Below are 13,362 nucleotides of genomic sequence, written 5' to 3' on the forward strand. Positions count from 1 at the left end.
TAGTTTAGTTTTTAATAGTATAAAATACTAGTTAAGCTAATCTTAAAAATCTCATTCTGTACGATTTAGTTTTTATTTCTATGTCTATGCTCATAACACACTTTTTAATTGATTCAAATACTTTCTCTTCAGGATCGTTTTCAATAAGAGGAGGTGGTCCTGAAGGAGAACTAGGAGGATTTAAAAACATAAAATAATTATCAAAAACATCAGTGAGTCTTTTCTCTATTTTATAATAATCTTTGCATCTATATTAAGCTTTTCATCTCTACCCTCTATATTAAGTGGATTATCTTTGCCATATTTAATATGCTTAAGTAATTCTTTAACTTTTCCCTTATCATTCAGTTTTAATAAAAACCTTTTAATATATCCCTCTATTTTAGATACATCTCCTTGTAAATAAATATCAAAATGACTTGAACCACCCTTAGGTAATTCATTTTTTAACGCATTAACAAAAAAGTTAATGTATCAAACTCTTCTTTATTAAGCTTAAGATTATCTCTCCAATCTGACTTTAAATTAACATGCCCTAGATTTTGAAATAAATCACCTTTATTATCAGAATTTTTAAATAATTCACAACTTACAAAACAAATTATACAAAATATAAATACAATTCTATATATAAAATTTATCTTCTCTCTCACACACAAAATCCAACATCAACTTACTTTTTATAAAGTATATCTCATTATTACTGTTATTCAACAGAATAATAGAAAAACTTTATTTTTATTATTTAATATTAAGCTTATCTTTTAATCTATTTAATGCCTTATCATCCAATTTGAGTTTACTAATATTTAATGCACCAGAAATAGCTATTATCTCTTCATAAGACAACCTACACCCTTTTAAGATATGATTCTTAAAACTTTTAGTAGCAATAGGCACAAGCTTTTCAATAACATCAAGCAATATTTTGGCATATTCACTCATCTCTTTTGATGAATTTTCACTAACCTCTTTCGATTCATTTAATGCCAACCTTAATTTGATAAAATGAAAAAGATTATTTAAATCAATCTGCCAATACCATTCAGTATACAAGCTTAAAGGTAAAGCTATTCTAGAAACTTCTTTTGAAACATTACTATTTATCATATCTTGATATAACTTGTAACAAGTTTTTTGACTCTCTCTTAAATCACTTAACACATTCTTTGCAAAATTAGCTTCAATTTGATTACTCTCAATATTTTGTATTTTTAGATCCTCCTCTAAAGGCACATAAAACTCTTCTCTAAGAAAACTATATGAACCAGATACTTCATTAATCCTTGCTGTTCTATGTCTCATCCATTGCCTTGCAACAAATATAGGAGCCTTAATATAAAATGTAAAAACCACTTGTTCAAATGGACTTGTGTGCTCATTTCTAACTAAATAATCTATAAGTTCAGCATCTGTCCTCCTAATTCTCTCACCTCGATATGAAATCCTTGCTGCATTCAATATTCTCTCCTCACTACCCATATAATCAACAAGTTTGATAAAGCCTTTATCTAAAACCTTATATTCCTTATTTAATAAATCTTCTCTCTCAATATCAGTATTCAAAACAATTACACCTCAACACCTTAAAATAATTCACTAGTTATTCAATTTAAATCATTATATAGTTTTTAGAAACTTATTTAAATAAAATTAAAGAAGGTCCCTTATAAAGGAACTCTTCTTGAAAATACTAATATTATAAAATATTTAAATTTTTCAGTCTCTATCTTGAAAGATTACCTAGAGCAGACTTTGCCTCACTAATAAGTTCTTCTATTTCTTTTATCTTTGCCATTGCTTCAATTAACTTCACAGAAGAAGATTCTAGTTGTTCTAAAGAACTTTCCGCATTACTTCGTGCCTTTCTAGCTAGAAAATCACCATTCCCTCTTCTTGACCAGTAACTTCTACGTTTGTTATTTCTTAATCTGTCAGTAATAGCTTCTTTTAAAATCTTTTCAGAATCTTCAAAAAAATATTTTGCAGAACTTCTTTCATTAAGTCCAACCTCAACTTCATTCATAAGCCTCTCGAGATTAGACCTTTCATCATTTAACTTATTTTGCAATTGAGTTAACTTTCTTATCTTTTCTATATTTTCCTTACGCTTTTTGGTTAGTGATATTCTTTCACTCTGAATTTTTCCCATTATATCATAAAAATCAGCTCTTCCTCGCTCACATCTATCTTTAAGCTCAAGTGCATTCTTAATTAATTGCTGGAATCCAGAATCTCCAAGAGCACCTTTTACTTTTTCAATTTCTGCTTGTGCTTCTTTTTCGGATTCAGTACTTGGAACTAAATCTTTTTCTTCTATTTTTATTACTTCTTCTTGAGGATAGTATGGATACTCTTGCCTAAACACCTCAAATCCCGCATTAACAGGTTTTACTTCCATGTCTTGTTGTATTTCTACTCCTTCTTCAAGAGAATCTATAACAACTTCTTTTTGTTCCTGATTTCCTTGTTCATGGTTTAAATATTTATTATCTTTGCTTTCATCTAAAACCTTTTCCCTTACTTCATTTAATAAATCATTAAGGGCATTCATATCACATGATAACAAACATAATAATGCTAACATACATACTGATAAAATATTTCTCTTCATATCTCCCTCCTGGGATATTAGATTATTTAATTATTGAATCTCGATATTGAAATACAATAATTACTGACAAATGTACACCCTTTTATTTTAAATAACAAAAATAAATTCCATAAAACCTCAATTATTCTATTCTGTAATAATTAAAGGTAATTCAAAATTATTTTAATAAGTAAATTTATACAATAAAGAACAAAAATATAATCTTAATCTAAAACTTGTAATCAATCACATCCAATTTAAACTTAAAAAAATAAATAATCAAAAAACAATTAACTAAAGTAAACATATCATTCAATAAAAACAAAAACTAAGAAACCTGGTTCCTACCTTTACTTTCAGAATAATTTTACTCACTTACTAATCAAAACTAATCTCATAATACTTACTTACACCTAATTAATATGGAACTGAATAAAAGTTACTGTCTTATCTTTAGTACAAATATCTATATAAATAAAGTCATTTGAGGAAAACGAATCTTATAAAAAGAATAGTTTTCCTCAAATGACTTTATTTAGTTATATATTTATTTTGTACTAGTTATTTATGTTAACTGTTAAAATTGCAGGTGTAATAGCATTTCAAGATTTATTTTATTATTTAATCGTTTAGTATATCTTCTAATTGCTATTAAAAATACTGTTGAAATTACTTTACAAGCACTAAAAACAGTTCTTGCGATAGATTAAATGTCTTAGAATTAGCACTAATAACAACACCATTAGCTGCATAAACAGATTTATCTTAACCTTTCTTAACATTAAACAAGATTGCTACAGGAACAAATAAACTAAATTAACTATAAGAGGTTAAAATACGGTTTGAAGATTCTCTGCATTACTACCGAACTATTCAACTTTTTAATTTCATTACAACTAATATAGAAGGCAGACTTAGAGATAAGTTTGCCTTCTAATCTTAATTTTAAGTAATGAATCTAACTATCTATTTTACTGCTGAGCTGCTGGTTTTGGGGATCTAGCTTTATCTATTTTTTCTTTTGCTTTCTCAAGAACATTCTTTTACTGCCTTCTTAATTATATCCTCTATTGATACCAATAACTTATTTACTGCACTTACTCCTACTGCTTGTACTACTTTGTCATCATCATTATTATTCGCAGCTAATTTACCATCCTTAACTAAAGAACGTAATGCTATACCTCCTGCTACAGCTGCTGCTTTAGCTACATCTTTTGCTAACTGACCTGTATCACTTCCTCCTCTTGCAAACTTTAGTGCACTTGTCTGTGCAGTTGCATCAACTGCTAGTGCTGCATCAGCATCACTTTCTTGTGACTTAACTATTGAAGCTAATATTTCTTCACCACTAACTGCTGCTACTATTGCTGCGGCTTTATCTCCCACAGCTGCTCCTGCATTAGCACCTGCAGCTAAGACTTTTACTCCATCTTTATTATCTGCATTACCTACTTTTACTGCTACATTTCCAGCTTCTGGCTTTGGAACACCTACCTTACCTGCTTCTTCTACAATTCCTTTCAATGCATTATATACTTTCTTTAATTCAACATCAGTTGGTGCTGTGCCTTGAGCATTACTTGCAGCCTCACCTACTGGTTTAGCATCACCGATATCTTTTAAAGAGTCCAAATGAGTTTTTAATGTGTTTAAAATAGACTTAGCAGAATCAACTGCACTTCTAATTATCTTGTTTAGCTCACCTTTATCAAGCTCTGTCTCTGACTTTTTGCTATCTTTTCTAATTCTGTTGATGCGTCTCCAAGCTTAGCACCTAAGCTGTTAAAATACCCTCCTACATCCTCTTTCTTTGTAGTTGATTTAGCAGTAAAACCTAATGTACCAGAAAGTAGCTCTAAAAATGCATAAAAAGCATTCTTAGCACTTCTACCTACATCCATGAGAACAGAACTTAAACTGCTCCCTCCTGTAGCTGCCCCGCCACCATTAGCCGAATCAACCGACTGTTGTCCACTGCCACAACTAAGAAGTAAAAATAAAGTCAAAAATAACGCACATAAAGTAATTCTTTTCATTATCACGTGCCTCCTTTTTACCTCAGAAAGACTATATAAACACAAAAGGAAAACAATTCTTATGAAAAGAAAAGTTTTCCTCAAATGACTTTATTTAGTTATGTATATTGTTATTAAATTCTAACTAGTTTTTCTTAGCTTCAGAAGCCTGATTATCATTAGTTAAAGTAGTATCAGTAGGATTAATATTCATAGCATCTTTAATAGTTTTAAGGCCTGAGTCAATAGTATTTCTTATTGCTATTGTTAAAGTATCTAATGCTTTAGTAACTGCACTTATTGCTGCACCTTTAACTGCAGTAACAGCATCATCAGCAGCAGCACTAGGACCAGCAAATTTACCATTCTTAGCCATCGCTCGCAGTGCTATACCTCCTGCAATAGTAGCATCTTTAGGGGCAGCTCCAGCATTCTGAGAAGTAGCTAATTTAACAGCATCACCATCATCCTTAATCATAGCTTGTAAAATGTCAGCGCCAGTTACAGCCCCAACAGCTTTAGCAGCATCAGCTGCAACCTTTTTTGAATTGTTAACATCACCAACAGCTCCCGCACCAGTAGCAAATAATTTACCTGATTCACCATCCCCAGCAGCAGCGGTTCTTGCAGTAGAACCATCACTAGCCTTTTTATCATCCCCAGCATCGGAATTTCCTTTTTTTTTCACCAAGTACCACATCTACAATTGATTTAATACCCTTTACTAGTTTATCGACTTCACTACCAGCAGCACCACCGTTATTCTGAGCAGCAACATTACCAAGCAGGTCATTACTATCAGTACCAATAGCCTCACTAGCAGTCTTAGCACCCTGGATTATTTGATCAAGAGTATTAGTAATTAGAGATTTTACAGCGGTATCAGTAGCCTCTGCATTAGGATTATTATCAGATTTCATGTCAGCAACAATTTTCTCAAGAGATGTCTTAGTAGATGAAAGAGTATCATGCATAGTCTTAAAATAGTTCCCAACATCAGATTTTTTAGTAGTAGTATTAAAACCTAAAACCCCTCCAACCATATCAGAAAGGGAAGTAAAAACATTTAAGAAATCATTACCTAAACTAATCACAGACTTTAAGAACCTACTCTGAGGATCTTCCATCTTAGTAGTACCACTGCCACAGCCAAGAAGTAAAAATAAAGTCAAAAATAACGCACATAAAGTAATTCTTTTCATTATCACGTGCCTCCTTATTACCTCAGGAAGTCAAGATATAAATAAAAGGAAAACAATTCTTATAAAAAGAAGAGTTTTCCTCAAATGACTTTATTTAGTTATGTATGTTTTATTGATAATTATTTATTATTACCTACCAATTGCTGTTTCTGCGGGTGTAGTAGAATCTACAGATTTATCTTCTTGTGTAACTGTAGCAAGAGCATCACTAATTGTCTTTAAACCACTATCAACAGTATTTCTTATTGCTATTATTAGAGTACTTAAAGTCTTACCAACAGCACTAGCAGTTGCCCCATTAACTGCATGAGCAGATTTTGCTTCATTCTTAGCAGCAAACTTACCATCTTTAGCCATTGCCCGAAGTGCAATACCAGCAGCAATAACAGCGTCTTTCTTTGCAGCATCTTTAATTTCTTTTTTGCCGTTAACAGCCGGAGCAATAGCAATCTCAGCAGCATCTGTAGCTTTTTCAATTCCATCAGTACTATTTGCAGTAGGATTTTCTGTGGATTTAGCAATAGCTTGCAAAATGTCAGCCCCGGTCACTGAACCAATACTAGCTGATGCCTTTGCAATATTTTCTTCTTTAGCATCATCTTTACCATTCGCATCAGCAAATAGATTACCAACATCCTTTTTATCATCCTCTCCTGTTTTAGTAGCACCTGCATCACCCTTATCTTTTAAAACCAAATCAACAATAGTTTTAATTCCTTTAACTAAGGAGATAACAGAGTCTTTGTCAGCAGGAGTAGCCCCATGTCCAGCCGAAGTAGCATTACCAATAGCATCGTTACCAGTAGCCCCAGTAGCAGCAGTCTTAGCCCCATCAGCGATCTTGTCTAATGTGTTAGTGATAAAGTTATCAACAACTTCCTTTATCTTTAGATAGTTACCATTCTTTTCAACTTGATCTTGTAATTTCTCTTTAACTGTGTTCATAGCTTTTTCAATAGAAGTGAAATAGTTACCAATATCAGATTTCTTAGTCTCAGCCTTAATACCAAAAGCCCCAGTAATCATATCAGAAAGAGAAGTAAAAACATCTAAGAACCCTTTACCTAAATTAGCAATAGAGTTTAAGAATGTGGTTTTAGGATCCTCAGCACTAGTAGTACCACTGCCACAACTAAGAAGTATAATAAAGAAGTAAAAGAAGTAAATAGAGAATAAAGGAACAAAAAAAGCTAAGAGAAGCAAACTCCTAGCTTATTATTTATAGACTTTATTTTATAAGAAAATAACGATTGATTAAAAAGTAATCATTATAATAGTTAATTAACTTGTTTATCCCTTAGGTGTTAGCGGGTTTAGAAGAAGTTGTAAGCTCATTAATTGAAGCTGTTACTGCAGCGTCTGCAGCTGTTAACAATGCATCAATTGCTGTGTTTAGTTCACCGAGCTCTTCCTTACCTTTACCTCCAGTATTATCATTTTTATCTATAGCTTTTTTTGCATCAGCATCAGAAGCATCTTCTTTACCAAGAGCTGCATTCTCACCTTTCAATTTGTCTAAGAATTTTTTACTTGATTGCTCAGCAGCAGTAACCTTTGCCTTAAGTGACTCAGGGAGTTTAGCTGACTGCTTTAATGATTTCAACTTGGTTTCTACAGTCAATATTACTTGAAACACCCCAGCAAGTAACGCTCCATTATGACCAGAATTGGTAGTATCAAGCTCATAAGAATCTTTAATTTTCGCTCCAATAGCTTTAGCAAGGTCATCAATAGACTTAACTAAAGAATGAACTTCTTTAACATCTTTAGCAAAAGCAACAGAATCTGTAATGTTCTTAGTTATTTTAGCTAGGTCAATAACAGAACCATCAGATTTAGCCACTTCATCATCTTTAAGATTTTTTCCTGAATTATTACAAGATAAGAGTAAAAATAAAGTCATTAATAACGCACATAAAGTAATTCTTTTCATTATCACGTGCCTCCTTATTACATCACAAGGGCAAAAATACAAACAAAAGGAAAACAATTCTCACAAAGATAAAAGTTTTCCTCAAATGACTTTATTTAGTTATGTATATTTTAATAATTATTTATTATTGCTGGCTACCGGTTGCTGAGTCTGCAGGTGTAGTAGAATCTAAAGATTTATCTTCTTGTGTAACTGTAGCAAGAGCATCACTAATTGTCTTTAAACCACTATCAACAGTATTTCTTATTGCTATTATTAGAGTCCTTAAAGTCTTACCAACAGCATTAGCTGCTATTCCATTGACTGCATTGGCAGATTTCTCTTCATTCTTAGCAGCAAATTTACCATCCTTAGCCATAGCTCTCAGTGCAATACCTGCAGCAATAACAGCGTCTTTCTTTGCTGAATCTTCTTTAATTTCCGTCTTGTTAACAGCAGGAACAATAGCGATCTCAGCTGCATCTTTGGCTTTTTCAATTCCATTAGCATTATCAACTTGAGGATCTTCTTTAGAGTTAGCAATAGCTTGTAAAATATCAGCACCAGTTACAGCTCCAATGCTAGCTGATGCCTTTGCAATATTTTCTTCTTTTGAACCATCTTTACCAGCATCATTAATAAAAAGATTACCAACGTCCTTTTTATCATCCCCTGTTTTATTAGCTCCTGCATCCCCCTCATCCTTTTTTAGAACCACTTCAACAATAGTCTTAATCCCTTTAACAAGAGAAACAACTGAATCCTTACTAGCAGGAGTAGCCCCATGTCCAGTTGCAGTAGCATTACCAATAACATCACCAGTAGCCCCTTTAGCAGCTTCCTTTGCTCCTGCTGCGATCTTGTCTAATGTGTTAGTGATAAAGGTATCAACAACTGTTTTAAGTTTTGAGTAATTCCCATTCTTAGCAACTTGATCTTGTAACTTCTTTTTAACAGATGTCATAGTTGTTTCAATAGAAGTGAAATAGTTACCAATGTCAGATTTCTTAGTCTCAGCATTAATGCCAAAAGCCCCAGTAACCATATCAGAAAGAGAAGTAAAAACATCTAAGAACCCTTTACCCAAATTAGCAATAGAGTTTAAGAATGTGATTTTAGGATCCTCAGCACTAGTACTGCCACTACCACAACTGAGAAGTAAAAATAAAGTCAAAAATAACGCACATAAAGTAATTCTTTTCATTATCACGTGCCTCCTTATTACATCACAAGGGCAAAAATACAAACAAAAGGAAAACAATTCTCACAAAGATAAAAGTTTTCCTCAAATGACTTTATTTAGTTATGTATATTGTTATTAATCCTTTATTGTTGTTGTCCAGTAGTTGCTGCTTCTGCAGGTGTAGTAAAATCTGCAGACTTATCTCCTTGTTTAACAGCTGCTAGAGCATCACTAATTGACTTTAAACCAGTATCAACAGTATTCCTAATAGCAATAATAAGAGTACTTAATGCTTTGCCTACAGCACTAGCAGCAACTCCTTTAGCAGACTCAGCTTCAGTCTTCTTTTCAGCAGTATCCTTAACAATAAATTTACCATCTTTAGCCATAGCTCTTAATGCTATTCCTGCTGCAATCACTGCATCTTTTTTGGATTCTGCAGTAGTAAGTTGATCATCATTAGCAGTAGAAGTACCCTTAGCTAAAGCCAAACCTGCTGCATCTTTCACTTCCTTAACTTTACCACCCTTCGTAGCATCAGCATTAGCAGCAGCAATAGCTTGTAATATGTCAGCCCCAGTTACCGCCCCTATTGATGCACTAGCAGCCGCTACATGTTTCTCTTCAGCACCCTTATCATCGGCAGTTTCAGCTCCAAATAACTTACCAATATTCTTTTTATCATCATCAGCTGGGGTAGTTTTATCTGCTTGTCCATTACCTTCTTTTATTACCAAATCAACAATTTGTTTAATCCCTTTAACAAGGTTCTTTACACTTTCTGCATCAGGACCATCACCAGCAGCATTAGATTTGACAACCTCACTAATAGCATTACCTGCAGCCCCAGTAGCAGCTGTCTTAGCTCCTTCAGCGATCTTGTCTAATGTGCCTGTAATAAAAGTATCAACAACTTCTTTTAATTTTGGATAGTTACCATTCTCTGCCACTACAATGTTTAATTTCTTTTTAACAGATGTCATAGTTTTTTCAATAGAAGTAAAATACTTACCAATATCAGATTTCTTAGTCTCAGCCTTAATACCCAAAGCTCCAGTAATCATATCAGAAAGGGAAGTAAAAACATCTAAGAACCCTTTACCCAAATTAGCAATAGAAGTTAAAAATGTGGCTTTAGGATCCTCCATCTTAGTAGTACCACTGCCACAACTAAGAAGTAAAAATAAGCAATCTAAATTATCATTAAATGATAAAACAAGATAAAAACAAGATATAAATATAAGTCTAAAAGACAAAAGTAATCAAAGGTATCATAAGAAGTATAACAAAGTAGTAAAGGAAATAAAGAAAGAAATAAAATAACAAAAAAAAGCTAAGAGAAGCAAACTCTTAGCTTATTATTTATAGACTTTATTTTATAAGAAAATTACTATTAATTAAAAACTAATCTTATAATAATAATATATCTTTAGTTAGAGGATTTAACAGGACTTGTAAGCTCATTAATTGCAGATTCTACAATCTCTTTAGCGGCCTTTGATAAATCAGTAATTGCTGTGTTTAAATCATCAATCTCTTGTGCTCCTTTAGTTTTAGTTCCATGATTTTTAAGTATGGTTTGTTGTGTATGCTCTGCAGTAGCGTCATCTTTACAAAGATCATTGTCCTTTTTACTTTTTCTAAAAATGCTGTACTTAAATTTTCAGCAGCACCAATTTTGGCCTTCAGTTCATCATAATCAAATTTTGACTTCAATGCTGTCAATTTAGTGCTTATATGTAACATTATACTATATGCTCCTGCAACTACCGCACTATTCTTATCCTTATGTGTTGCATTATCTTCAAGTTCTCCAGTATTTTTAACCTTCTTTCCAATACCCTTAGCAAGCTCATCAATGGACTTAACTAATCCCTCTATTTCCTTAATACTTACTGCAAGATCATTCGCTGATTTTATTTTCGAACTTGCTGATTTTAAATCAATAAGAGTGCCATCAGATTTAGCAGCCTGCCCATCTTTAGTAGCAGACCCTGAAGTATTACAAGAAATAAGTAAAAATAAAGTCATTAATAACGCACACAAAGTAATTCTTTTCATTATTACGTGCTTCATTTTTACCTCAGGAAGGCAAGATACAACTAAAAGGAAAACGAATCTCATGAAGAGAGAAAAGTTTTCCTCAAATGACTTTATTTAGTTATGTATTTGTTATTAATTCTTTACTGTTGCTGTCCACCAGTTGCTGCTTCTACAGGTGTAGTAGAATCTACAGATTTATCTTCTTGTTTAACTGCTGCTAGTGCTTCACTAATTGTCTTTAAACCACTATCAACAGTATTTCTTATTGCTATAGTTAAAGTACCCAATGCCTTAGTTACTGCGCTTAAAGCCGCATCCTCTACTGTTTTCTTCGCATCAGCATTAGCATTATCACTAGGACCAGCAAATTTACCACCCTTAGCCACAGACCTTAAAGCTACAGCACCTGCTATAGTTCCATCTTTAGGAGCAGCTCCAGCATTACCATCATTACCCTTAGCTAACTTAGCAGCAACACCATCATTCTTAATCATAGCTTGTAAGATGTCAGCACCAGTTACAGCCCCAACAGCCTTAGCTACATCAGCCGCTGATTTCTTTGCATTCTCAGCAGTGCCAGCATTAGCAGCAAATAATTTACCTGCTTCACCATCTCCAGCAGCAGCGGTTCTTACGGTAAGACCATCGGATTTTTTATCAGTCCCAGCCTCAGGATTACCTTTGTCTCTAAGCACTACACCTATAATCTTTCCAATTCCTTCACTAAGAGACTTAACCGAAGCTTCTTCACCAGCAGCACCTGCATTTTGATCAGCAACATTAGCAATTGGGTCATTACCTTCAGCCCCTTTAGCAGCTTCTCTAGCCCCTTCAGCGATCTTGTCTAATGTGTTAGTGATAAAGTGCTCAACAACCGATTTAAGCTTTACGTAATTCCCATTTTTTTCAACTTCATCTTGTAACTTCTCTTTAACAGATGTCATAGTTTTTTCAATATCAGAAAAGTATTTCCCTATATCGCTCTTTTTAGTATCAGCCTTAATACCCAAAGCCCCAGTAATCATATCAGAAAGAGAAGTAAAAATATCTAAGAACCCTTTACCTAAATTAGCAATAGAGTTTAAGAATGTGGTTTTAGGATCCTCAGCACTAGCACTACCACTGCCACAACTAAGAAGTAAAAATAAAGTCATTAATAACGCACATAAAGTAATTCTTTTCATTATCACGTGCCTCCTTTTTACCTCAGGAAGGCAAGATATAACTAAAAGGAAAACGAATCTCATGAAGAGATAAAAGTTTTCCTCAAATGACTTTATTTAGTTATGTATTTGTTATTAATTATTTATTATTGTCCACTAGCTGTTGAGTCTGCAGGTGTAGTAGAATCAGGATTAAATTTCATAGCATCTTTAACAGTCTTAAGCCCCCTGTCAATAGTATTTCTTATTGCTATAGTTAGAGTACCCAATGCTTTAGTTACTGCACTTGATGCTGTTCCTTTAATTTCAGAAGCAACTGCCCCTTGATCATCAGCACTAGCATTAGCAAATTTACCATCCTTAGCCATTGCCCGCAGTACTATACCTCCTGCAATGATTGCATCTTTAGGTCTACCAGTAGCGTTAACAGCTGCAACATTATTTTTAGCTAATTTAGCAGCAGCAACATTATCCTTAACCATGGCTTTCAAGATGTCAGCACCAGTTACTGCTCCAACAGCCTTAGAGGCATCAGCTACTGATTTCTTAGTTTGACCGGCATCCCCAGCATTACCAGCACCAACAAATAATTTAGTTGCTTAACCATCACCCGCATTGCCCTCAGACCTTTGCCCGCCATCTTCAGCTTTTTTATCAGTACCAGCATCAGGATTTCCTTTATCTCCCAGTACCACGTTTACAATTGATTTGACTCCCCTAATTAAATTTTCAACACTATCAGACCTCGCACCAGCACCATGAGAAGTATTATCACCAGCACCCTTATCAGAAATATTACCAAGCAGCTCATCACCTGTAGTACCAATGGCCTCACTAGCGGTCTTAGCACCCTCAATTATTTTATCAAGAGTATTAGTAATTAGAGATTGTACAGCGGTCTCAGCTGTAGCAGCATTAGGATTATTCTCAGTCTTCATATCAGCAATAATTTTCTCAAGGGATGTCTTAGTTGTTGTTAAGCTTTTTTCTATAGTCTTAAAATAGTTCCCAACATCAGATTTTTTAGTAGTAGTATTAAAACCTAAAACCCCTCCAACCATATCAGAAAGGGAAGTAAAAACATTTAAAAAGTCATTACCTAAACTAATAACCGATTTTAAGAATCTACTCTGAGTATCCCCAGCACTAGTACTCCCACTACTACAGCTAAGAAGTAAAAATAAAGTAATAAAGCAAATAAAGAAAGAATTAAAGAAACAAAAAAAGCTAAGAGAAGCAAACTCTTAG

The 13,362-nt window shown here is 33.5% G+C and carries 9 protein-coding genes and 4 pseudogenes; all 13 read right to left on the reverse strand.

Annotated features, from left to right (window positions below; genetic code table 11):
• Positions 1-31 precede the first annotated feature (31 nt).
• Entirely contained in the window at positions 32-190 is a 159-nt protein-coding gene (locus bpuSUM_RS08870; RefSeq protein WP_247068076.1) for a hypothetical protein, read from the reverse strand.
• Positions 191-446: 256 nt separating this feature from the next.
• Entirely contained in the window at positions 447-653 is a 207-nt protein-coding gene (locus tag bpuSUM_RS08875; protein ID WP_247068078.1) for a hypothetical protein, read from the reverse strand.
• 88 nt (positions 654-741) lie between these two features.
• The gene (gene thyX, locus bpuSUM_RS08880) at positions 742-1,566 is read right to left on the reverse strand and encodes an FAD-dependent thymidylate synthase (RefSeq protein ID WP_247068007.1); all 825 of its coding nucleotides are present in this window, start codon (positions 1,564-1,566) and stop codon (positions 742-744) included.
• A gap of 160 nt (positions 1,567-1,726) precedes the next feature.
• Entirely contained in the window at positions 1,727-2,614 is an 888-nt protein-coding gene (locus bpuSUM_RS08885) for a P12 family lipoprotein (protein WP_247068000.1), read from the reverse strand.
• A gap of 950 nt (positions 2,615-3,564) precedes the next feature.
• Positions 3,565-4,632 (reverse strand): annotated as a pseudogene (locus bpuSUM_RS08890) (variable large family protein).
• A gap of 124 nt (positions 4,633-4,756) precedes the next feature.
• Positions 4,757-5,813 (reverse strand): annotated as a pseudogene (locus bpuSUM_RS08895) (variable large family protein).
• Positions 5,814-5,942: 129 nt separating this feature from the next.
• Positions 5,943-6,980 carry a variable large family protein gene (locus bpuSUM_RS08900; RefSeq protein WP_247068111.1) on the reverse strand — a complete coding sequence of 346 codons (1,038 nt, stop codon included), beginning with the start codon at positions 6,978-6,980 and terminating at the stop codon, positions 5,943-5,945.
• 130 nt (positions 6,981-7,110) lie between these two features.
• Positions 7,111-7,746: a Vsp/OspC family lipoprotein gene (locus tag bpuSUM_RS08905; RefSeq protein WP_430644684.1), complete on the reverse strand. Its 636-nt coding sequence runs from the start codon at positions 7,744-7,746 to the stop codon at positions 7,111-7,113.
• Between the two features lie 124 nt (positions 7,747-7,870).
• On the reverse strand, positions 7,871-8,929 hold the full coding sequence (locus bpuSUM_RS08910) for a variable large family protein (RefSeq protein ID WP_430644685.1): 1,059 nt from the start codon (positions 8,927-8,929) through the stop codon (positions 7,871-7,873).
• A gap of 122 nt (positions 8,930-9,051) precedes the next feature.
• Positions 9,052-10,149, reverse strand: coding sequence for a variable large family protein (locus tag bpuSUM_RS08915; RefSeq protein WP_430644691.1), 1,098 nt, complete (start codon positions 10,147-10,149; stop codon positions 9,052-9,054).
• A gap of 188 nt (positions 10,150-10,337) precedes the next feature.
• Positions 10,338-11,032: pseudogene (locus tag bpuSUM_RS08925) on the reverse strand (Vsp/OspC family lipoprotein).
• Positions 11,033-11,091: 59 nt separating this feature from the next.
• A complete protein-coding gene (locus bpuSUM_RS08930) occupies positions 11,092-12,135 on the reverse strand; it encodes a variable large family protein (RefSeq protein ID WP_430644686.1) in 1,044 nt (347 codons plus the stop codon).
• A 125-nt stretch (positions 12,136-12,260) separates the two neighbouring features.
• A pseudogene (locus bpuSUM_RS08935) lies at positions 12,261-13,313 on the reverse strand (variable large family protein).
• Positions 13,314-13,362: the final 49 nt, after the last annotated feature.

The organism is Borrelia puertoricensis (assembly GCF_023035875.1).
Taxonomy (GTDB): domain Bacteria; phylum Spirochaetota; class Spirochaetia; order Borreliales; family Borreliaceae; genus Borrelia; species Borrelia puertoricensis.

Bases quoted from the DNA above. Each gene is read 5' to 3' on its own strand.
- bpuSUM_RS08870 (WP_247068076.1), bottom strand. From the start codon at position 190: ATGTTTTTAAATCCTCCTAGTTCTCCTTCAGGACCACCTCCTCTTATT.
- bpuSUM_RS08885 (WP_247068000.1), bottom strand. From the start codon at position 2,614: ATGAAGAGAAATATTTTATCAGTATGTATGTTAGCATTATTATGTTTG.
- bpuSUM_RS08905 (WP_430644684.1), bottom strand. From the start codon at position 7,746: ATGAAAAGAATTACTTTATGTGCGTTATTAATGACTTTATTTTTACTC.
- bpuSUM_RS08910 (WP_430644685.1), bottom strand. From the start codon at position 8,929: ATGAAAAGAATTACTTTATGTGCGTTATTTTTGACTTTATTTTTACTT.
- bpuSUM_RS08930 (WP_430644686.1), bottom strand. From the start codon at position 12,135: ATGAAAAGAATTACTTTATGTGCGTTATTAATGACTTTATTTTTACTT.